This is a genomic window from Zobellia uliginosa (assembly GCF_900156625.1).
Taxonomy (GTDB): Bacteria; Bacteroidota; Bacteroidia; order Flavobacteriales; family Flavobacteriaceae; genus Zobellia; species Zobellia uliginosa.
In genome coordinates this window covers 719,962-741,206 of sequence record NZ_FTOB01000003.1, presented here as the reverse complement: position 1 = coordinate 741,206, position 21,245 = coordinate 719,962, and the positions used below count along the sequence as shown (strand labels likewise).

The following is a 21,245-nucleotide window of genomic DNA, read 5'->3' as shown; positions in this document are numbered from 1 at the left end:
AAATGGATCTGCAACACATACGTAGTGCCATATTGCTTTCAAAAAAACTGAATTTCACTAAAACCGCCGAGGCCTTACATATTGTACAACCGGCCCTTAGCCGTAAGATCAAGCAATTGGAAGAAGGCATCAACACCCCCTTGTTCAAACGGAACAAGCGGAATGTTGAGTTGACGGAGGCCGGAAGGTATTTTATTCCGGAAATGGAAAAGCTCCTACTTCAGTATGAATTTATCATTAAGAGAACGAACCAAATCCACAAGGGGGAAGCCGGGGAACTGAAAATTGGCTTTACCCATTCGGTAATGCAGTCCATACTCCCCGAAATCCTAATAGACATCCGTCAAAACCTTCCGAACATCAAGACCATTTTAAAGGAACTCAACAACCGCGACCAATATATACGCCTACAATCGGGGGAACTCGATATCGGTTTTGCCACCAACCCCTTGGTGCCGGTGGGATTAAAAAGCAAGGTATTACATATCGATAATTATGCCGTGTTGGTACCCAAGGGCTTTGATATGGAGCGATTGCAAAAGAATGGCTTTGCCACATTCACCAAAGAGCCTTTTATCTTTCCTTCAAAGACCGATGGCCCCAACTATGTAAATATTATAGAGTCGATTTGCACCGGTGCAGGTTTTATACCCAATGTAGTGCATGAAACCGATTCGGTAAGTACCAGTATTCGATTGATCGAAGCAGGCATGGGGGTGTCGTTGGAGCCTATGTCATCGATAAGGGGACTCCATTTACCCATAGACTTTCACGAATTGTCCGATACACCTCAAAAGGCCCAATTGACCATGATATGGAACCCTAAATTAGAGTTTGAACACCCCAAGTTGTTTCAAATTCTACACCAAGTAAACCATGTAAGCCCCCTAAAGGGAGAAACACACTGAAAAGATGACAGTCTACCACAGTGCTAACCCCTTGAAAAAGTGTCAATTTACATTGCCAAAATGACATTTTCAGATGTGTTTTCCTAACGCTTTTTTAACCCTTTTTCTTAAAAAGTTTTAAAAGTATACCACAGTAGGTTTTAAGGCGTATTGTGGTATTTTTTTTGCGGGCATTTCGGTGAATTTATTGTTTAACTTAAATCTAATTTATTATGAGCACTTTGGTTAAAAATGCTCCTGAAAAAGGAGGTTTGACAAGGACAAATTCAACTAGTTTATCAACTTACCCCATGCTCTCATCTTGGGTAGACGATCTGTTCACGCGAGATTGGCCATCGGTATTTTCACAAAACTTCAACACGGGAATAAGCTTGCCTATGGTAAACATCAAGGAGACCCCCGATGCCTTTTCGGTGGACATGGCCGTACCCGGACTCAATAAATCGAATTTCCATATTGACCTAGACAACCAGGTATTGTCCATTTCAGCGGAGATTACCGAAGAGAATGAAGCCAAGGACGAAAAGTACACCCGAAGGGAATTTGGCTATTCATCTTTCAAACGGAGCTTTACGCTTCCTGAAACGGTTGACGATAGCAAAATAAAGGCCAACTACCAAGAAGGTATACTCAGCGTATACTTGCCGAAAAAAGAAGAGGCCAAGAAGAAACCGCCAAAACGTATTGCTATTGCATAGAACAGAAAAATAATGATGTAAGCGGACCTAAACCATGGTCCGCTTATTTTCCGAATACAAAACCTTAAATTAATAAGTCATGAGAACATTACCTTTTTTCTTGCTATTGTCCCTCTTGAACCTAGGTTGTAATGCCCAAGAAAGCAAGGACATCGCGGAACACAAAGAAGTGGAAAAACAAATAAACGAGGAGCCCAAGGGCACATGGAAAGTGAACAAGGAATTTGACGAAAACGGCAACCTGATCCGTTTCGACTCCATCTACTCATGGTCTTCCGGAAATTTTGAAGACTTGGCGGACCTTGACAAGGATAGTACCCTTCAACAAATGCGCTCAAAATTCTACAGTAGATTTTCACATTTTAATAAAAAGGGCTTTGAAGATGTTTTCGGACCGGACTCATTGTTTACCAAGCATTTTTTTAACGACGACTTTTTTGAAAGTCCCTTTGGCAAAGACTTTTTCGATTTAGATACCTGGCACAAACAAATGGAAAACAGGCAAAAAGAATTCTTAAAAAAATATAGATCTCAGTGGAAGGACAAGGAAAATCCGCAAGAAAATACCTTGTAAAATAGAGTAAGAAATATACATTGTTTACTCTATTTAGTCAAAAATGTTAATATTGTTATTTTTTTGTATAAAAAAAGGACAAATAATTGTATTTATAATAAATATGTGTATTTATTTGTCCTTTTTGCGCATAAATAGCGGTAGAATAGCATAGAATACTTAAAATTTTAATGAAAATTCCTTTTTTGTTACCATAAAATCCTTTTAATTTACTGTAGTGACATTATTGCTTTACCAGCAAACAACCCCCTGTTTTAAACAAGCAATGAAAGGGAGATAGATTACGCGGTAAATAAGCAATCTTACAGAAATATTGACGAGAGAAGAGTAGTTCTAGAAGTTTAAATATTCGTGCTTGCCACCAACAAGGACGATGGTAAATTATATTTATGGCATTTGTACTATCAAGTATGATGGAATTAGGTACGAAAGCCCCTAATTTTAGGTTGCGCGATACCGTTTCCAATAATTTTATAAGCCTGTGCGACATCAAATCCGACATAGCCACGGTCATTGTTTTTCTTTGTAACCATTGCCCCTTTGTACAACACATCAATCCGAAATTGGTAGAAATCGCCAACAAATACCAAGAATTAGGCGTTACATTTATTGCGATCAGCAGTAATGACGTTGAACAAAGCCCTAAAGACGCCCCGGTATTTATGAAGCAAATTGCGGAATACCACAGTTACCCTTTTCCCTACCTTTACGACGAGCACCAGAATGCCGCCCTTACCTACGAAGCACAGAGCACCCCTGATTTTTTTGTTTTCGACCACAACATGGAATGCGCCTACTCGGGAAGGTTCGACATGACCCGTCCCTGCATTGCAAAAGCCACGGGCCAAGATTTATGTAATGCCCTTGACAGCCTGATAGAAGGCAAAGAAGTCGATTCTAACCAATACCCCAGCATGGGTTCCAGCATCATTTGGAAAAAAAGCTATATGAACAAAAAGAATGACTTCCGCTGAAAGTTCATTTTGAACTACACCTGAGCTGGAGCTGCACAGGAGTTTCTCTTTAAGACCATATATTCCCCATTGTTCTTGAATTCCCGAATCGAAGTACCCGCATAACGCTTAAAGGTTTTCGACAGGTGGCTTACATCGGTAAACCCTAGGTCGTCGGCAATCTCGGAGAGGGTGAAATCGGAGTTCAATAAGCGTATTTCCACCAACTTAAGCTTAGCCTTGATAATATACTCGCGGAGGGATATTTTTACTTGCTTCCTAAAATATTCGCTCACATAGGTGGGCGACATCATAAAAGTCTTCGCCAGGTTGTCGATTTTCAATAGTTCCGGCTTATCGATATGCTCATTGATATAGGCCAACATTTTGGTGATGCGCTCGTCGCTCACCTTTTGCGCCATCTCGAAATAACTCCCCTTTTTAATGTTGCGGATCAAAAGCTCCAATATACTGGTCATAAGACTGGTTATAAGCTGAACCGATTCCCGTTCATAGCTCCGCGATTCTTGTAAAATCATGGTTACCAGGTTCTGAAGGTGCTGTCGGTCGAGATCGGTCTTTATGATATCACCAGGCAATTGATTGTAGTTCGAAAGAATATAGGCGGCCTCATTAAACCACTCGTTCCGGTCAATATGCATACCACGACTTCCCTTTTTAAAGAAAGAATCGGTGAATTTTAAAAAAACAAATCGCGTCGGCCTAGTAATAGCAAAAGAATGACACTTTAAAGGAGGAAGCAAAAAGACACTGTCCTTTGTATAAGGATAGTGATTGTAATTGATACACTGGGTACCCGAACCTTCCTTAATCAAGACCAATTCAAAAAAATTGTTCTTGACAGGACGCTGCTTCCAATCCGTCAATTCTATTTCTTGTATTTCAAAAGGTTTATGTGCTTCTAAAACTTGCATATCTGTTTGATTTATTCAAAATCATTCGGTAAAATTAAAAAAAATAATAGTATAAGCGGCGTATTCAAGCCCAAAAACCTCTTATTATACATAAACATCCTATTTTCATACAATAAATAGCTAAGACGAAACAGCAAAACGAATTTCCATCTCTAGATTTTTTTTCTGAAATCCCCATTAAAACTACCTCGAGATTATGGGCTTAACAGCTACACCAAAATGATGCTTATTTAGGTCATTTTCACCCCTTTTTTACGGCTTTTTCACCCCAAAAAGAATCTAAAAGCATAAAACTAAATTTTGTTATTTTATAGGTAAAAACGTTTTTAATTGTAGGAATTAAAATATTAATGTAAAATAATTATTTTCTCATTTCCCGTGTTAAGCCTATATAATTCATCGACCCATCGATAAAATGCAACTTCTGTTTATCGACCACAAAAGCCATGTTTAGTTTTTGTCAAGTCGCATTCATTTAATTATACGTCCTAAAGATTAATTTGGACGTGTTAATTTTTTTAAGAACCCTAAAATCAAATTCAAATGAAAAGAAGTATCCTACTTGCAATTTTTGCATTTTTACAATTTTTTACGTCCCACGGACAGTATGACTGGGACAACATACCCGTACCGGCCAATGCAGGGGCCGGCAAAACATGGAAACTGCAAACTGCCGCCAGTGACGATTTCAATTACACCTTTAATCCTACCAACAATGTGGTGGATTTTGGGCCCAATGGAAACATGAAATGGTATAACAAATATCACAACCTACCCAATGGGCAGCCCAATAATTTTGAAGGCCCCGGTCCGACCAAATGGATGCAAAACCATGTAGCCGTTTCTGGAGGAAACTTGAACATTTGGGCATCTAGGGTTCCGGGAGCTACGAAATCCTTTACCGGATCGAACAATACTACCATAAGCAGACCCGAGACCAGGGCTGGTTGTATTACCAATAAAACTCGGGTAAAATACCCAGTATTCGTAGAGGCAAGGGTGAAAGTCATGAATTCTACCCTGGCCTCAGATATTTGGCTATTGAGTCCTGATGACACCCAGGAAATCGATATTATAGAATGCTATGGAGGCCCTGGAAACGACGACAGGAACAGTTATTTTGCGTCTAAGATCCACTTGAGCCACCATGTTTTTATAAGACCTCCTAATTTTAAGGATTATCAACCCGCCGACCTTAATAGCTGGTGGAGCAAAAACGGCGTGACCCAATGGGGAGGTAAAACCATCAGGATCGGGGTGAACTGGGTATCCCCAACGCGACTGGAGTATTTTGTAGACGGACAAATGGTACGGGTATTGGACAATGACGCCATACAGACAAGGTTGCCAGATGGTACATGGCAATACACTTACCCGGCCGGTGTTACGAGTACAGGGATAAACGGCCAGCTGATCAAGGAAAATGGCTATCAAAAAATGAAAATAGCATCTAGCTTAAGCGACGCCAAAAACAAGTCGAACATTAGCGTTATCGACCCCTTTAACTACTTGAACAATGGTAGGAAATTTAATAAAGAGATGGATATCATCATTAATGTAGAAGACCAAAGTTGGCAGGCTGAGGCTTACCGATCTGCCACAACCGAAGAGCTGTCCGATTTTTATAACAACAACTTATTGGTAGACTGGATCCGGGTTTACAAACCGGTGAACGCAAGTGCCGCCAATAGTGCAGAAACTACATCATCAGTAGAAAAACCCGCTAGTTATGAGCGTCAAGACCAAGCTACGGAAAAACTACAGGTCTATCCCATTCCTGCAACGGATGTATTGAATATCTCGCAATCCGATTATGTTGAGGCCAGAGTGTACAACCTAAAAGGTTGGGTTATGTTAAGAAAGGATGTGATCGATCAAAAAATCGATGTTTCTTCCCTAAAAAAGGGCATCTATATATTGGAAATCACCAAAGCAAGCGGTGAGACGGTAAAACAAAAAATCGTTATCTCGGAGTAAATCTCCCTATTTCATACCTATGGCCCAAAACAGATCATTTCTGTTTTGGGCTTTTTCTTTTCACAAACCTTCATTTGTACAAAAACATCCATTTTTTATACACCAAACGTGCTATAAGCCTACCTTATCTTTGTATGGCATAAAGTCAGTGCCGAGCTTAGCTTTTAAAAATTTCTTTTACCAATCAATACGATATGAACCGGAAGTTTTTATAAAGACGACATAGACGAGTACCGTTTAAAGCTATGTTCAGACGGAATGGCAGCAAATCAAAAAGGAACGGTTTATGTATTACGCAGGGCCCTCTAAATCTTGAATATCAAAAAAAAACGAGCCTGTATATGTAGGCAAAACCGAATTAACAACTATACATATCACTAAAGAAAAACAACATGAAAAAATCGTATTTGACCATAGTCGCCAAAATTGTGGTAAAAGAAGGGCACAGGGAATTTGTAAAGGCCGAATTGCTAAAGTTATTGGACAGCACGAGGGCAGAAGAAGGTAATATCTGTTACGACCTACACCAAGACAACGAAAACCCCGATTTCTTTCTGTTTTTTGAAAGATGGGTAAACCGCGAGTTGTGGCAGGCCCATATGGAAAATGAACAATTGGCTCATTACCTAAAGGTCACCGAAGGCAAAATAGAAGAATTCACCTTGAACGAAATGACAGAAATAATAAACTGATAACAAACAGCACACGCAGCCCATGCGTGTGTTTTTTTTAACACCATAGAATATTAAGGACATGAAAACGAATATCGGTATTTCAGAAGAAAACAGACAGGCCGTAGCCGATGAATTGACCAAACTGCTGGCGGACGAATACGTATTGTACACCAAAACCAGAAACGCGCATTGGAACGTAGAAGGGGCGGATTTTTACGATAAACATAAGTTTTTTGAAGGACAGTACGAGCAGCTGTCGGAAACCATAGATCGCGTAGCCGAACGTATACGCAGTTTGGGACATTATGCCCCGGCCACCCTAAAGGATTTTTTGGCCTTGACCCATTTGACCGAAAAAAACCATAATGACAATAGCCCCCTAGGTTTTATCAAGGAACTGCTTGAAGACCACGAAACCCTATGTATTCACTTACGGGAAAACATTGTTCCCTTTGCCGATAAGTACAAAGATTTGGGAACAAGCGATTTTATCACTGGGTTATTGGAAGACCACGAAAAAACAGCTTGGTTCTTACGGTCACATTTAAAGTAAATCAAAAAAAATGAAAAAAGTAAATATAGGAAATACCGACCTAGAAGTGGCCCGCATCAATTTTGGTGGCAATGTCTTTGGTTGGACATTGGACGAAAAGCAATCCTTTGAAATTTTAGATGCCTTTACCGATGCGGGCTTTAATTTTATCGACACCGCGGATACCTACAGCTGGTGGGTGAACGAGGTAGGAGGCCAGTCCGAAACCATAATCGGAAAATGGATGAAATCCCGTAGCAACCGTGACCAGCTGGTCATCGCCACCAAAGTAGGTTCCGAGACCAAGGAACATCCCAACGATATTAGTAAAAAACACATTTTAAAATCGGTGGACGAGTCCTTACAACGCCTTCAGACCGATTATATAGACTTGTACTACACCCATTTTGACGATGATGTTACCCCTGTGGAAGAAACGCTGTCCGCCTACGACGAAATCATAAAGGCAGGCAAAGTACGCCATATTGCAGCCTCCAATCTATCGCCCGAAAGATTGCTTGAGTCCCTTAAGGTTTCAGAAGTGAACAACCTTCCCAAATACGTGGCCTTGCAACCGCATTACAACTTGGTGGAGCGCGAAGGTTACGAAACCAAATATGCCGGTGTTGTTGAAGAACACGGACTAAGTGTAATGACCTATTTTTCTTTGGCAAGTGGATTCTTGACCGGTAAATACCGTTCCGAAGATGATTTGAACAAGAGTGTTCGCGGGGGTAGTGTAAAGCAATATTTAACCCCAAAAGGTATGGAAATCATCAAGGCCCTCGATACCGTTTCGGAAAAACACAACAGCAAGCCGGCAACGGTAGCCTTGGCCTGGCTAATGGCCCAACCACATGTTGCAGCACCCATCGTAAGTGCCACAAGTAAAGCCCAATTACAAACCTTGTTCGATGCGCCTAAATTGAATTTGGATGCTGAAGACCTGGAATTACTTGAAACAGCCAGTAAATAATTTTTAAAAGAGAAGAGAAATGGATTTAAAAATTAAAGATAAGACTGCCTTTATCAGCGGTTCTACGGCTGGTATTGGCTATGCAACAGCGGAGCAGCTCTTAAAGGAAGGAGCTACCATAATCATAAACGGAAGAAAACAAGAAACGGTAGATGCCACGGTAAAAAAATTAAAGGCAAGTACCCAAAACAATAACGTATCCGGGGTTGCAGCGGATTTTTCTAAAGTTGAGGATATTGACAGACTGCTAAAGGAAGTTCCCGAAGTGGATATCCTTATAAACAACACAGGTATTTTTGAACCTAAGGCATTTGCCGATATTCCCGATGAGGACTGGTTTCGTTTTTTTGAGGTCAATGTCATGAGCGGCATCCGTTTGGCGCGTCATTATTTTCCGAAAATGCTGAAGAAAAACTGGGGCAGGGTTATTTTTATTTCCAGCGAATCGGCGGTATTCATTCCCGATGAAATGATTCACTACGGTATGACAAAAACGGCGCAATTGGCCGTTAGTAGGGGATTGGCGGAATTGACCAAAGGCACTAATGTTACGGTGAATTCCATTTTGCCGGGACCAACAAAATCAAAGGGTGTGAGTGGTTTTATCCAAGATTTGGCCAAGGCCGAGAATGTTTCGGAGGAAGTGGTCGAAGAAAACTTCTTTAAAAACATGCGCCCAACATCCTTGATCGGACGCTTTGCCTCGGTCGATGAAGTCGCCAATACCATAGCCTATTATTGCAGTGATTTGGCCTCGGCCACCAATGGGGCATCCATTAGGGTTGAAGGCGGGTTGATCCGGTCTATTCTGTAAAGCAGTGGCTAACATAAAAAGCTGCTGGTAGATCTGGGTTCTTAGTTTGGTTTAAATAAGAATGGTTTAAGAAGGAAGAGATGGATTTATTTAATCAAGGGGACTTATTTTCAACAAATGAAGTCCGTAAAACGGAATTTGATCTACCAGGAGCCGATGTTATTCTATTCGAGAATTTCTTCAGTTTAGAAGAAAGCAATAGGCTATTCAACAACTTATTAAAACACACTCCTTGGCAACAAGAGCAAATTACCATTCATGGTAAAAATGTAGACTACCCTCGATTGACCGCTTGGTATGGTGACGTCAGCAAGGATATTCAGTACACGAATACAAAAAGTAAAATGCATGTATGGAATGCTGATTTGCTTTTTATTAAAGAGCGCATAGAGCAGGAAGTTCATGTAAATTTTACACGTTGCCTACTGAATTACTACAGAGATGGTAAAGACAGTGTAGACTGGCACCAAGATTATAAAGGTGCCCAACGTAAAAACACCGTCATTGCTTCCGTTACTTTTGGAGCCACAAGGCCTTTCCAACTAAAACATACTACCCAAAAAGACTTCAAACGCCTCGATATACCCTTGGCCCATGGAAGCCTACTTCTCATGCAGGGAGCAACGCAAGAAAACTGGAAACACAAAGTCCCAAAAACCTCACGACAAATCCCACCTAGGATCAATCTCACATTTAGATGGGTTGGCTAACCCTTCGTTTTGTACTTATAAAGGCCTAAGACCTTCTTTTCCGTTCCAAAGAAGGAACAATCTTCCGTTTTTTTAGCGAGAACAGGTAAAAAACGAGGATTCAAAGCTAAAAAACCTCTATTTGTACCTATATCTCCTTTTTTCTTACCCTAAAGCAGCCTAGCTGTACACCTACCTTTGTCCCAACTTAAGAAAATAACTTTTTAAAGACATACAAATGAATACACCGAACATCGCAAAGGAAGAAATTATCAATGCATTTAAATATAGGCATGCTACCAAGGAGTTCGACCCTACCAAAACCATTTCGGAAGAGGATATGAAATTCATCTTGGAGACCGCACATTTATCACCAAGTTCCTTTGGTTTTGAACCTTGGCATTTTATAGTCGTTCAAGACAAGGAATTACGGGAGCTATTAAAACCCGTAGCCTGGGGAGCCCCCCTAAAATTAGATACCGCCAGCCACTTTGTATTGGGTTTGGCCATGAAGGCCCCTATGGTAAAGCACGATTCGGAATACATTACGCACATGATGAAAGATGTAAAGCAACTGCCCGAGGATGTAATCGAGACGTATGATAGGTTGTATAGGGAATTTCAGGAGCGGGATTTTAATCTTGACAACGATAAAAAGTTGTTTGACTGGGCCTCGAAGCAAACCTATATCGCCTTGGGAAATATGATGACTTCCGCCGCCTTAACGGGTATAGACAGTTGCCCTATAGAAGGTTTCCACCAAGAAAAAGCAGAGGCTTTATTAAAAGAAAAATTTGGTGTGGATACCGATAAATACGGTCTATCATTTATGGTCGCTTTCGGTTATAGAAAAGCCGATCCGGAATTTAAAAAATCGAGAAGAAATTTTGATGATATCGTTACTTGGAAGTAATTCTATCATCCTTAAAAAAATATAAAATGAAAGCAATAGGATACAAAGAGAACCTCCCCATTGAGGATGTAAAATCATTACAAGACGTAGAATTGGCCATGCCCAAGGTTACTGGCAAAGATATATTGGTGGAGATAAAAGCAATTTCGGTAAACCCAGCCGATTACAAAGTACGGGCCGGAATGCCTGTACAAGGTGATGATTGGAAGGTTATCGGTTGGGATGCCGCCGGTGTCGTTAAAGAGGTAGGAGAGGATGTTAGCCTCTTTAAGATTGGTGATGAAGTTTGGTATGCAGGCGATTTTACAAGACAAGGAAGCTATGCGCAGTTTCAAGTGGTAGATGAGCGTATCGTGGGCAAAAAACCAGCGAGCTTGTCTTATGCGGAAGCAGCTGCCTTACCCTTGACTTCGCTTACGGCCTGGGAAATGTTGTTCGATAGATTGGAAGTCGCCAAAAACGATGCTAGCGAGTCCATTTTAGTCATAGGTGCTGCCGGTGGTGTGGGGTCCATTTTGGTGCAATTGGCCAAAAAATTGACCAAACTGAATATCATTGCTACGGCTTCCCGTGAGGAAACTACGGCTTGGTTAAAGGAATTGGGTGCCGACTCGGTTATTAACCATAGGAATAAATTAAGTGAAGAGTTCGAGAAATACGGTCTACCTGCACCAGAATATGTTGTGAGTCTAAATGCGACGGAACAACATGTTGAGGAAATTGCCAAGTTGATCAAGCCCCAAGGGAAATTCGGGTTTATTGATGACCCGAAATCATTGAACGTAATGCCTTTTAAAGGTAAGGCCGTGTCGACTCACATTGAGTTAATGTTTACCCGCTCTATGTTCCAGACAGAGGATATGATCGAGCAACACAACATTCTTAACAAGGTTTCCGAGTTGATCGATAGCAAAACGATTAAGACCACTTTAGGGGAGAATTTCGGAACCATAAATGCCGAGAACCTCAGAAAGGCCCACGCCTTCCTGGAAACGGGAAAAGCAAAGGGGAAGATTGTTTTGGAAGGATTTTAAATCAAATGACATACTATAAAGATGTTGATTTAAGTGAACATAGTAAAACAACAAATATCACTTTAATTGACAATTTTAATTTAATCAATATCTAGAATGAAAAATACACTAACAGCACTTGCTGTAATCGCCCTATTTGCAAGCAACACAGTATATGCCCAAGTAAACACCATTGATTCCGTGGCCACTTCAAAAGTGCAACATTTCAATTTTGATGAAATGGAATCGGAGACTATTGGCGAGGGAATAAAGCGCAAGTGGTTTCACGGCGAAAAAGGACAAATGACCATTTTCGATTTAGAAGAAGGCGCGCATATTCCTTGGCACCAACACCCTAATGAGCAGATCACCTATATCATGTCCGGAAAGGTAAAAATCAAGACCATAATAGACGGCAAAGAGAAATTTGTTATTGTTTCCGGTGGAGAGGTTATTGTCTTTCCAGAAAACGTTCCACATGAATTTTGGGCATTGGAAAAGACGGTGGACTTAGATGTTCACGTTCCGGTACGTCAAGATTGGCTGAGTAAGGAATTACCCGATTATTTAAAGAAAAGCGAATAGGACTGGCATATAAACAGAGAACTAGTTAGAATAGTAAAAAAATCAAAATGAAAAAACAACTACTACTGGCATGGGCCATAGCAACAACAGCCTATACAAGCGCCCAAACACCGACCACTGACCCTGTAAAATCGCAAAACGAGGTGGTTACGGCGGACAAAGTAGAATGGGGATGGTTAAATCCGCTACGAGGTGATCAAAGTCCGGCCGCAGGAAAACTTTGGGGCGACCGTACCAAAAACGAACCCGCAGGATTTTTAGTAAAATTCAACAAAGGATTTTCGTCGCCACCGCACATTCACAACATTACTTATCGTGGTGTGGTTATACAAGGATTGTTGCATAACGATGATGAAAAAGCCGAAAAACAATGGTTGCCAGCGGGTTCGTATTGGCAACAACCTGCAGGCGAAGCACATATCACCGCGGCTGATGGGGAGGAGAATATGGCGTTCTTAGACATTCAAGAGGGGCCCTATTTAGTAAAACCGACTTCAGAAGCTTTTGACAATGGGGAACGCTCCGTGAATGTAGATCAATCGAATATGGTTTGGTTACATGCCAACGATATTGAATGGGTGGCAGATAAGAGCAATGTAGAAACCGCCTTTTTATGGGGGAGTCACGATGAAAACCAATTGCGTGCGACACTTTTAAAACTACCGGCCGGTTTTAACGGAAGCATAAAAAACTTGAGTCCGAATTTCAGGGCGGTGGTTATCTCTGGCAAGGTAACACATCAATTTTCCAAAAAGGATGCTGAAAATGTCTTAGAACCAGGTTCTTATTTCGGGGCTGAAGAAAATGCCAAGGCCTTCATTTCCACAACTAAGGAAACGGTTATTTACATACGAAGTAATGGTAATTTTGAGGTAAAGTAAGATGAAAAAGACAAGTTTACTATTGAGTTTATTTACTTCGGTCATGGTCGTGCAAGCCCAAAAAACCTTGGCAGATGCGGAAACCTATGCCACGGTAGACCAAGCGGTAGGCAATATTGCCTTTACCCACGATGGGCAATTGGTATACAGTCACCACCCCTTTTTTGCACCAGAAATTCGAGTGGTCAAGTTCGATAAAAATACAAATACGACCACAGCCTTCCCAAATTTGGAATGGAACACCCCAAGAGCTACGGATGACAATTATTTGAGCAATGTTTTGGGTATCCGTAATGATGAAAACGGGGTTGTTTGGATGATCGATATGGCCCAACGCGACAATGTAACGCCAAAAATTGTAGGCTGGAACACCAAAACCGATGCCTTGGAGCGCATTTACTACCTGCCAAAATCCAGTGTACCATCCATTTCGCAACCCAACGATATGGTAGTGGATACCAAGCACGGTTATTTTATCATCGCCGATGAAGGTATTGGCAATGGGGGTGATGGGAGCAAAGCTGCCTTTATTATTGTTGATATGAAGACCGGAAAGACACGTCGTGTTCTCGAGGGTACGCGTACCACGAAACCTGAAAATACGCCTACCGTAATCAATGGCAAGCATCTGGCAGTAAATGGAAAGGATTTGTTGATTGGAAATGACGGAATTACTGCCGATGCTAACTTTGAATATATCTACTACGGACCTTTGAACGGACCAAAAATCTACCGTATCAAAACCGTGGATTTGGTCAACGAAGCCCTGACCGATGCCGATTTGAACAGTAGAATAGAAACCTATTCCGACAAACCCAACAATGGCGGAATGTCCATCGACAAAGAAGGAAACCTTTATTTAACTGCGCTGGAAACCAAAAGTGTTGCCGTGGTCATGGCCAAAGACCGTAGTGTAAAAACCATGATACAGGACGAAAATATGGTATGGCCCGATGGCGTAAGCTACAACCATGTAGATGGATATATGTACGTATCCGCTGCACAGGTAAATAGAGGCGCCGCTTTTAATAAGGGGACAAGCATAGCGACCCGGCCCTTTTATATTTTCAGGTTTAAACCTTTAGCAACGGGTGTTTCTTTTCGATAAATTCACAGTCTCCAATAATACTAAAAATGTTCTGCCAAAAGGAAGTGTAAACAGCTTCCCACTGAAAACAAAAACAAAGGATTATTTAGAAATATTGGTAAATAGCATTTATTCGGTTGTTATCGGTTCAGTATAAGGAAGAGGCCACAATATGTTGTGGTTTCTTCTGTTTTAAGTAAGATCATCCAGTGCAAGTATCCCACTACCGAGGAAACGCATATTTTTGTGGGTAAGTCCTTGAATGTGCTACGATAAATATCCCGCAATGGATATCATTTGTAAAAAATCGAGAGGAATTATTCCGGAAAGCCTTTCAATACATTAGTAATAACTTATTGAAGGTATTACCTTTGCAGATTACAGAAAAAGATAACATGCCAGAGACTCAATTTGAACTACAAGAAAAGAAAACGGACAAAGAACTTTACAGCTACCAGCAAGGGGCCATTAATCAAATATTTGAAAAGTTCGACAATGAAAGAGATGACTACCACTTATTATACCAATTACCGACTGGTGGCGGAAAGACCGTAATTTTTTCTGAAATAGTCCGGCAATACCTTAAAAACCATTCGAAAAAGGTCTTGGTCATGACACACCGAGTAGAGCTCTGCAACCAGACTTCTAAAATGCTTACCAGTTTTGGGGTGGTCAATAAAGTAGTCGATAGCAAAGCTAATTTAGATGACCATGAACGCTACAGTTGCTATGTGGCCATGGTAGAAACACTGAACAACAGGCTTAATGATGGTATATTGGATATCTCCGACGTTGGTTTGGTCATTATAGATGAGGCCCATTACAATTCCTTTACAAAACTGTTCAAGTTTTTCGAAAACTCCTTTATTCTTGGAGTTACCGCCACCCCCTTAAGTTCCAATAAGGACTTACCCATGAACCGCAACTACGATGAGTTGATTCCTGGGGAATCCATAGAGAATTTAATAAAAAATGATTTTCTGGCCAGAGCCGAAACCTACCAGTATGATATGGGGCTAACTTCTTTGGAGGTAGGTTCCAATGGGGATTATACGGTTAAATCTTCTTCGGACCTGTATACCAGTCCGTCCATGTTAAATAAGTTACTGGAAGCTTATACGACACATTCCAAGGGCAAAAAAACACTGATATTCAACAACGGTATAGAAACGTCTATCCAGGTGTACCACACCTTTAACAGTGCAGGCTTGCCCATTATGCATTTAGACAATACCGCTACAAAAAAACAACGAAAACATATTTTAAAGTGGTTTCATGAAACTCCGGACGCCATACTCACCTCGGTAAGTATCCTGACCACCGGTTTTGATGAACCCACCATAGATACCATCATCCTGAACCGGGCCACAAAGTCCTTGACCTTGTACTACCAAATGATCGGTAGGGGATCACGGGTCTTGAACAACAAATCTAAATTTACCGTTATCGATCTTGGCAATAACATCTATCGTTTTGGTCCTTGGGGAGCGGACTTAGATTGGGAGGCGATTTTCAAATCCCCGAATTTCTACATAGACCGTATTAAAGACGATGAAGATATCGAAAGTACCTTTAAGCATGAGTTGGCCGAGGACATTCGGTCTGAGTTCTCTAAATCTAAGGATACTTATCTGGATATTAAAGCTATATACAAGGAAGCAACCTTTAGCGGGGAATCGTCTAAAGTGGTATTGGAAAAATCCATTGAACAACATGCCTATATTTGCATAGAAAACAGTGAAGATGTGTATGATGCCCTTGCGTTGGCAAAGTTACTGAAAGAAGATATTGACAATAGGATACAAGTCTATGGCAAGTGTATCAGTAAAAGTACCTATAATTTTATAAGTTGGCTAAAACTAGATTATCAGAAAAAGCTTAATGCCTATCTTCGAGAACATTTTGATACCGTATTTGAACAAATTCACGGTCATCCGCCGGAAGATTAGTCGCGCTTTACAATGCACTGAAAAGAATCGATTATGGCACGTACTATCATTGAAAATATTGTAATTGCAAAATACGAAGAACAGACTTTCTTTGAATTTTGCAAATACACGACCATTCGTTTTTTTGAAATCCTATATTTTGAAAAGGGAACGGGAACTATAAAAATCAATGGTAAAACCGTGCCCTACACCGCCAATAGTGTATTTGTTTTTATACCTGACGATATTTATATCGTTACCCCTGAAACCGCCACTACTACTATTGCTGTTAAGTTTTTAAAAAGCTTCTTTAGAAATACATCTACTCGGAACGAAACACTGCCCGTTAACAATTGGTTTCGAAAAATCGAGGAAATCCTCAATAGCGAAAGTCACGAACTGCGTGAAATGCAGTTCGAAACCGAATCGGACAGGTCGCACTTGGTATCCTTAATCAATATGGTTGCCATTGAATATATGAGAGAGCAGACCTTCGATAATTTTATCATTCAAAATTCCTTGTCCGTCATACTGCATCTTATTGCTCGAAACATTCAGTTTATCAATACTTCGGAGACCGTAAAAGCAGTAAAATCATCCAAGATTCAGCAAATCATCAACTACATTCACACTAATATTTACCATTCCGAATTACTCACTACCAAGAGCTTGGCCGAAGAATTTCACATGGCCGACAATTACATCAGCGAATACTTTAAAAAACATACGGATGTATCCTTAAAAAAGTACATCATCAACTACAAATTAAAATTGGTAGAGACCCGATTAAAGTACACCGATGCACAAGATTCGGAAATTGCTATCGATCTTGGTTTTACAGATTCTAGCCATTTAAACAAAATCTTTAAAACCTACAAAGGCATCAGTTTGAGTGCATTTAAAGCCCATCTAGCCTAAGTTATTACCAAAAACCTTATTTTTTACCAATACCTCTGGTTTTTCTACCAAAATAAAGCTTGGGTACCTAGGTAACTTTGTCCTGTAATTATAACAGAACACTAGATAACCTAAAACCCAAGATGATGGACTACAAGAATTTTCAAACATTTACGGCAGAACAAAAAGACGGAATTTTAACAGTGAGCATAAACTATGGTCCTGTAAACGTACAAGGGCAAGAAATGCTGGCAGACTTAAGCAGTCTTTGCTTACGCTTAGAACGTGATAGAAGCATAAAAGTAGTCGTTTTTGAATCTTCAAATCCAGGATATTGGGTGTGTCATTACGATACCAACTTGCTTAGGGACATGTCTACAGAAGCCGTACCAAGAAAGGAAGTACAGCTTTTGGACCTACAGTCTGTTTTAGAAAGATTGAGCAAGGTTCCGCAAGCAACCATCGCAAAAATTGAAGGTTTTGCACGTGGTGGCGGACACGAAATGGCATTGGCATTGGACATGCGTTTTGCTGCGAGGGGAAAAACCAAGTTTATGCAAATGGAAGTAGGCATGGGCATTTTACCCTGTGGTGGTGGCGCCTCCCGTATGGCTAGACAAACCGGTTTAGGCAAAGCACTGGAAATTATTTTAGGTGCCAAAGATTGGGATGCGGACGAAGCTGAAAAATTCGGAACCATTAACAAGGCATTGAATGCAGATGAAATAGGACCTTATGTAGATGCCTTGGCTGAACGCATTTCTAAATTTCCGGCAGATTCTATTGCAGCTAGCAAACGTGCGGTTTATGCATCCATAGACTTACCGATCAAAGAGGCTTTAAAAGAGGAAGCCTACCAATTGTTTCAAACAACAAGCAAAACGCCTGCAATAAAAAGATTCACCTATGCCGATGAAAATGGCGCTCAGTTTGACCATAACAACCAAAAGAACTGGGAACAAATGGTGATGGATATTCAAGAAGTAAATTAATAGAACAAGAATAACAATTAAATAAAAATAGAGATTGATATGAAAGCAATGTTATTGAACAATTATGGAGAAAATGCAAAATTCGAGGTTTCGGAAATTGATAAACCGGAAGTAAAGGCCAACCACGTATTGGTAAAGATAGCGGCATCTAGTGTAAATACGATAGACACGATGATTAAGAACATGGGCTCCGATTTGCCATTGTCTCCCGCTATACCCGCTTTATTGGGAATGGATTTTGCAGGAACCGTAGCCGCCGTCGGCGATGGGGTCGAAGGTTTTAAAGTAGGTGATGAAGTCTATGGTTGCGCAGGTGGATTGGCCGATTTACCAGGAAGCTTGACCGAATATATTCTTGCCGATAGCAATTTAATCGGTCACAAACCAAAAAGACTGAGTATGCGTGAAACGGCAGCCTTGCCCTTGGTAGCGATTACCGCTTACGAAGGATTGACAAGGGCAGGGGTAAAGGCCGGTCAGAAAGTATTGGTTCACGGTGGTTCCGGCGGTGTCGGTCACTTGGCCATGCAATTGGCCAAATATTTTGGAGCGGAAGTATATGCGACAGGTACCGGAGACAGGCAAAAAGCGATCGTTGAAAAATTTGGAGCGACCTTTATTGATTTTACTACGGAAAAAGTAACGGATTATACGGCTAAATACACCGATGGTGGTTTTGATGTGGTTTTTGATACGGTCGGTGGCGCAAACCTTACCAATTCCATTGAGGCGGTTGCCCTAAACGGACATATTTCCACTACGGTTTCCTTATGTGAGCTAGATTTAACGCCGCTTCACTTTAAAGGGGCAACATTGCACGTAGTGTTTATGCTGATCCCCATGTTGCACAACTTTAAAAGGGACGTACACGGGGATGTTTTACAACGTTTGGCCGAAATTTCCAACGAGGGACATTTAACCCCGATAGTCGATGAAAACCGATTTTCATTGGAACAAGTGGGTGAGGCTTACGCACATTTACAAAGTGGCAAAGCTATTGGTAAAATAGTAGTGGAAAACTGAAAACAATAGGGATTTGCAATGCACCCTTACTATTGGTCGGTAGTGTTGAATACCTCTTTTGCGGTATTCTTCATATCCAGTCGATCGGCCTTGTTTTTTACTGAAACTACCTTTTTTGTTACCAAAGGTCAAGCGGTGTCTGCACTTAATTTTGTTTTAATAACAAGTACAATACAAGTATCAAGCTAAAAAAATAAACAATGAAAACAACAACAGATAAAAATGCACTCGCACAAGCCCGTGCACTTACTTTACCTTCCCGTGAAGCTTCCTTAATACGTGAAGCCTCTGTCTCACAATTCTGGAACAGTAACCGAAATTTACTCGAAGAAGCATGGGTTGAATGGGAAATGGAAAACAAGGATAATTTACCAATTCTTAATGAAACGCTTCTTGATCCCCGTTTGCGACAAGCGGTCAACGAGGCATGGGAAAACCCGGAAAAAGAATCCGCCGTTGCCGATTTATGGGAAGAAATAATTCCTGGTGTATACTCCGCCCAGTTTTTTGATTTGGATCGCTTAACGGATTTTCGCAACTATTTAGAAGCTGTTGCAAATTCAAGAGTACCAAAACGTGCGCCTTACGGTATACAGTTAAACCGTTACGGAATGATGTTAGATCCACGTTCGGAAGGGCACCTTGCAGCACCTAACTTTCAGGCTTTTTATAATGACATCATGGATCGTTATATGCGTCCGATAGCTCGTTTGTTATTAGGAACTTATGGTTATGACAATCAGACTTTTGGTTTCTCAATCCAGTACAATCCAGATAAAGACAAGGATTTGCATGCCCATACGGATGCCTCGGCAGCTACCTTAAATATCAACATCAACTTACCAGATGAAAAGTTTACAGGATCTGAGGTTGATTTTTATGATAAAGCTTCAGGAAAAACGGTACAAGCTATTTTTGAACCAGGAAAGGCCATAATTCACAGAGGCAATGTACCCCACGCAACACACCCAATTACAAGCGGACAACGTAGTAACTTAGTGGTTTGGTTATACGGAGACCGTATGCAAATACCACGTGGTAATACAAGTAGTTACGGAAATAGTAGCGGTGACACCATCAAAAATGATGCTTTTGAAAGTGTTACGCCTCGCCAACGCTGGAGCTTGCCTGATGGTCCTAAAGATACCGTTGCGCCGTTTTAAAACAGTAAGCGTAGCTTATTATTTATTTAAGACAAAAAGTAAAACACCTCAGGTCAAGCCCATAAGGAATTCAAAGGAAACAAACTATTAAATTCGAGGCAAGCCTCGGAGTATTATACCCTTGGTGGTGCCAATAAAATTAAAAAACTGGCAATATTGGTGTTGCCAGTTTTCATCAACATAAAAAAAAATACAATGAAACATATTTTAATAACAGGAAGTACAGATGGTATAGGAAAATTACTAGCCTTGCGTTTGGCAAAGGAAGGACATTTTGTAGCCGTTCATGGTAGAAGCGAAGCAAAATTAAATGCCGTTTTAACTGAAATAAAAGAGGAATCGGGCAATGAAAATATCATGGGTTTTCTAGCGGATTTTTCAGATTTAGCCGATGTAAAAAAAATGGCATCGAAAGTCACCGAACAAATGCCGAAAATCGATGTTTTAGTGAACAATGCAGGTCTATTAAAAACTCATACGGATACCGCTGAAAACGGAGTAGATGTTCGATTAGTCGTTAATTATTTAGCCCCGTATCAATTCACCAATGCAGTTTTGCCATTATTAAAAAAAGCAGATGCACCTAGAATTGTAAACCTGAGTTCCGCCGCCCAAACTTCCGTTTCCTTGGAAGCCTTGCAGGGTCGAGATAACCTAGGAACCAATGAAGCCTATGCCCAGAGCAAGTTGGCATTGACCATGTGGAGTTTTGATTTAGCCCAAAAAGAGCCAAATATTCTTGTGGTAGCGGTGAATCCAGGTTCTTTGCTAAATACCAAAATGGCGAACGAAGCCTACGGACAACACTGGTCGCCCGCAGAAAAAGGTGTCAATATCCTATACGATCTGGCGATGACGGACAGGGCTAAGACCAAGTCCTATTTCGATAATGACAAAGGCAGTTATGCACAAGCACACCCCGATGCATATGATGCAAAAAAAATTGAAAAATTAATTGAATTAAGTAGCTCGATAGTACTAAAATAGAATCGTTTACACCTAAAATAGAATGTATTTTTTGTGTAAAAAAAAA

Annotated in this window: 22 protein-coding genes; 21 read left to right on the top strand and 1 reads right to left on the bottom strand. The window is 40.7% G+C overall.

What is annotated here, in order from left to right; all coding sequences use genetic code 11:
* Positions 1 to 2 precede the first annotated feature (2 nt).
* The 4 genes from BW980_RS11725 to BW980_RS11710 all read left to right on the top strand — a co-directional run bounded on the left by BW980_RS11725 (position 3) and on the right by BW980_RS11710 (position 3,154).
* A complete protein-coding gene (locus BW980_RS11725) occupies positions 3 to 908 on the top strand; it encodes a LysR substrate-binding domain-containing protein (protein ID WP_076455393.1) in 906 nt (301 codons plus the stop codon).
* A gap of 212 nt (positions 909 to 1,120) precedes the next feature.
* Positions 1,121 to 1,606, top strand: a complete 486-nt coding sequence (locus BW980_RS11720; protein ID WP_076455392.1) for an Hsp20/alpha crystallin family protein — start codon at positions 1,121 to 1,123, stop codon at positions 1,604 to 1,606.
* Positions 1,607 to 1,685: 79 nt separating this feature from the next.
* Positions 1,686 to 2,180, top strand: a complete 495-nt coding sequence (locus BW980_RS11715; RefSeq protein WP_076455391.1) for a hypothetical protein — start codon at positions 1,686 to 1,688, stop codon at positions 2,178 to 2,180.
* Positions 2,181 to 2,569: 389 nt separating this feature from the next.
* Positions 2,570 to 3,154, top strand: a complete 585-nt coding sequence (locus BW980_RS11710) for a thioredoxin family protein (protein WP_076455390.1) — start codon at positions 2,570 to 2,572, stop codon at positions 3,152 to 3,154.
* A gap of 14 nt (positions 3,155 to 3,168) precedes the next feature.
* Here the strand turns inward: BW980_RS11710 and BW980_RS11705 are convergent, their stop codons facing one another.
* Complete coding sequence (locus tag BW980_RS11705) at positions 3,169 to 4,068, bottom strand: AraC family transcriptional regulator (RefSeq protein ID WP_076455389.1); 900 nt, start codon at positions 4,066 to 4,068, stop codon at positions 3,169 to 3,171.
* Positions 4,069 to 4,611: 543 nt separating this feature from the next.
* Between BW980_RS11705 and BW980_RS11700 the strand changes: the two genes are divergently transcribed.
* The 17 genes from BW980_RS11700 to BW980_RS11620 all read left to right on the top strand — a co-directional run bounded on the left by BW980_RS11700 (position 4,612) and on the right by BW980_RS11620 (position 21,199).
* Positions 4,612 to 6,045, top strand: a complete 1,434-nt coding sequence (locus BW980_RS11700; protein WP_076455388.1) for a T9SS type A sorting domain-containing protein — start codon at positions 4,612 to 4,614, stop codon at positions 6,043 to 6,045.
* A gap of 392 nt (positions 6,046 to 6,437) precedes the next feature.
* Positions 6,438 to 6,737 carry a putative quinol monooxygenase gene (locus tag BW980_RS11695; protein ID WP_076455387.1) on the top strand — a complete coding sequence of 100 codons (300 nt, stop codon included), beginning with the start codon at positions 6,438 to 6,440 and terminating at the stop codon, positions 6,735 to 6,737.
* 61 nt (positions 6,738 to 6,798) lie between these two features.
* A complete protein-coding gene (locus BW980_RS11690) occupies positions 6,799 to 7,272 on the top strand; it encodes a Dps family protein (RefSeq protein ID WP_076455386.1) in 474 nt (157 codons plus the stop codon).
* 10 nt (positions 7,273 to 7,282) lie between these two features.
* Positions 7,283 to 8,227, top strand: coding sequence for an aldo/keto reductase (locus tag BW980_RS11685; RefSeq protein WP_076455385.1), 945 nt, complete (start codon positions 7,283 to 7,285; stop codon positions 8,225 to 8,227).
* Positions 8,228 to 8,246: 19 nt separating this feature from the next.
* Complete coding sequence (locus BW980_RS11680) at positions 8,247 to 9,041, top strand: SDR family NAD(P)-dependent oxidoreductase (protein ID WP_076455384.1); 795 nt, start codon at positions 8,247 to 8,249, stop codon at positions 9,039 to 9,041.
* Between the two features lie 80 nt (positions 9,042 to 9,121).
* Positions 9,122 to 9,751 carry an alpha-ketoglutarate-dependent dioxygenase AlkB family protein gene (locus tag BW980_RS11675; RefSeq protein ID WP_076455383.1) on the top strand — a complete coding sequence of 210 codons (630 nt, stop codon included), beginning with the start codon at positions 9,122 to 9,124 and terminating at the stop codon, positions 9,749 to 9,751.
* Between the two features lie 217 nt (positions 9,752 to 9,968).
* Positions 9,969 to 10,643: an NAD(P)H-dependent oxidoreductase gene (locus BW980_RS11670; protein ID WP_076455382.1), complete on the top strand. Its 675-nt coding sequence runs from the start codon at positions 9,969 to 9,971 to the stop codon at positions 10,641 to 10,643.
* A gap of 26 nt (positions 10,644 to 10,669) precedes the next feature.
* Positions 10,670 to 11,677 (top strand): zinc-binding alcohol dehydrogenase family protein, encoded by a 1,008-nt coding sequence (locus BW980_RS11665; protein ID WP_076455587.1) that lies wholly within the window; start codon positions 10,670 to 10,672, stop codon positions 11,675 to 11,677.
* 96 nt (positions 11,678 to 11,773) lie between these two features.
* Complete coding sequence (locus BW980_RS11660) at positions 11,774 to 12,241, top strand: cupin domain-containing protein (RefSeq protein ID WP_076455381.1); 468 nt, start codon at positions 11,774 to 11,776, stop codon at positions 12,239 to 12,241.
* A gap of 47 nt (positions 12,242 to 12,288) precedes the next feature.
* Positions 12,289 to 13,122 carry a DUF4437 domain-containing protein gene (locus BW980_RS11655; protein WP_076455380.1) on the top strand — a complete coding sequence of 278 codons (834 nt, stop codon included), beginning with the start codon at positions 12,289 to 12,291 and terminating at the stop codon, positions 13,120 to 13,122.
* 1 nt (position 13,123) lies between these two features.
* A complete protein-coding gene (locus BW980_RS11650) occupies positions 13,124 to 14,230 on the top strand; it encodes an L-dopachrome tautomerase-related protein (RefSeq protein ID WP_076455379.1) in 1,107 nt (368 codons plus the stop codon).
* A gap of 374 nt (positions 14,231 to 14,604) precedes the next feature.
* Complete coding sequence (locus BW980_RS11645; protein WP_076455378.1) at positions 14,605 to 16,158, top strand: DEAD/DEAH box helicase; 1,554 nt, start codon at positions 14,605 to 14,607, stop codon at positions 16,156 to 16,158.
* A gap of 33 nt (positions 16,159 to 16,191) precedes the next feature.
* On the top strand, positions 16,192 to 17,055 hold the full coding sequence (locus tag BW980_RS11640) for an AraC family transcriptional regulator (RefSeq protein WP_076455377.1): 864 nt from the start codon (positions 16,192 to 16,194) through the stop codon (positions 17,053 to 17,055).
* A 125-nt stretch (positions 17,056 to 17,180) separates the two neighbouring features.
* Entirely contained in the window at positions 17,181 to 18,026 is an 846-nt protein-coding gene (locus BW980_RS11635; protein WP_076455376.1) for an enoyl-CoA hydratase/isomerase family protein, read from the top strand.
* A gap of 39 nt (positions 18,027 to 18,065) precedes the next feature.
* A complete protein-coding gene (locus BW980_RS11630) occupies positions 18,066 to 19,049 on the top strand; it encodes a zinc-dependent alcohol dehydrogenase family protein (RefSeq protein WP_076455375.1) in 984 nt (327 codons plus the stop codon).
* Between the two features lie 200 nt (positions 19,050 to 19,249).
* The gene (locus BW980_RS11625; RefSeq protein WP_076455374.1) at positions 19,250 to 20,212 is read left to right on the top strand and encodes a 2OG-Fe(II) oxygenase; all 963 of its coding nucleotides are present in this window, start codon (positions 19,250 to 19,252) and stop codon (positions 20,210 to 20,212) included.
* Positions 20,213 to 20,407: 195 nt separating this feature from the next.
* Positions 20,408 to 21,199 (top strand): SDR family NAD(P)-dependent oxidoreductase, encoded by a 792-nt coding sequence (locus BW980_RS11620; protein WP_076455373.1) that lies wholly within the window; start codon positions 20,408 to 20,410, stop codon positions 21,197 to 21,199.
* Positions 21,200 to 21,245 lie beyond the last annotated feature (46 nt).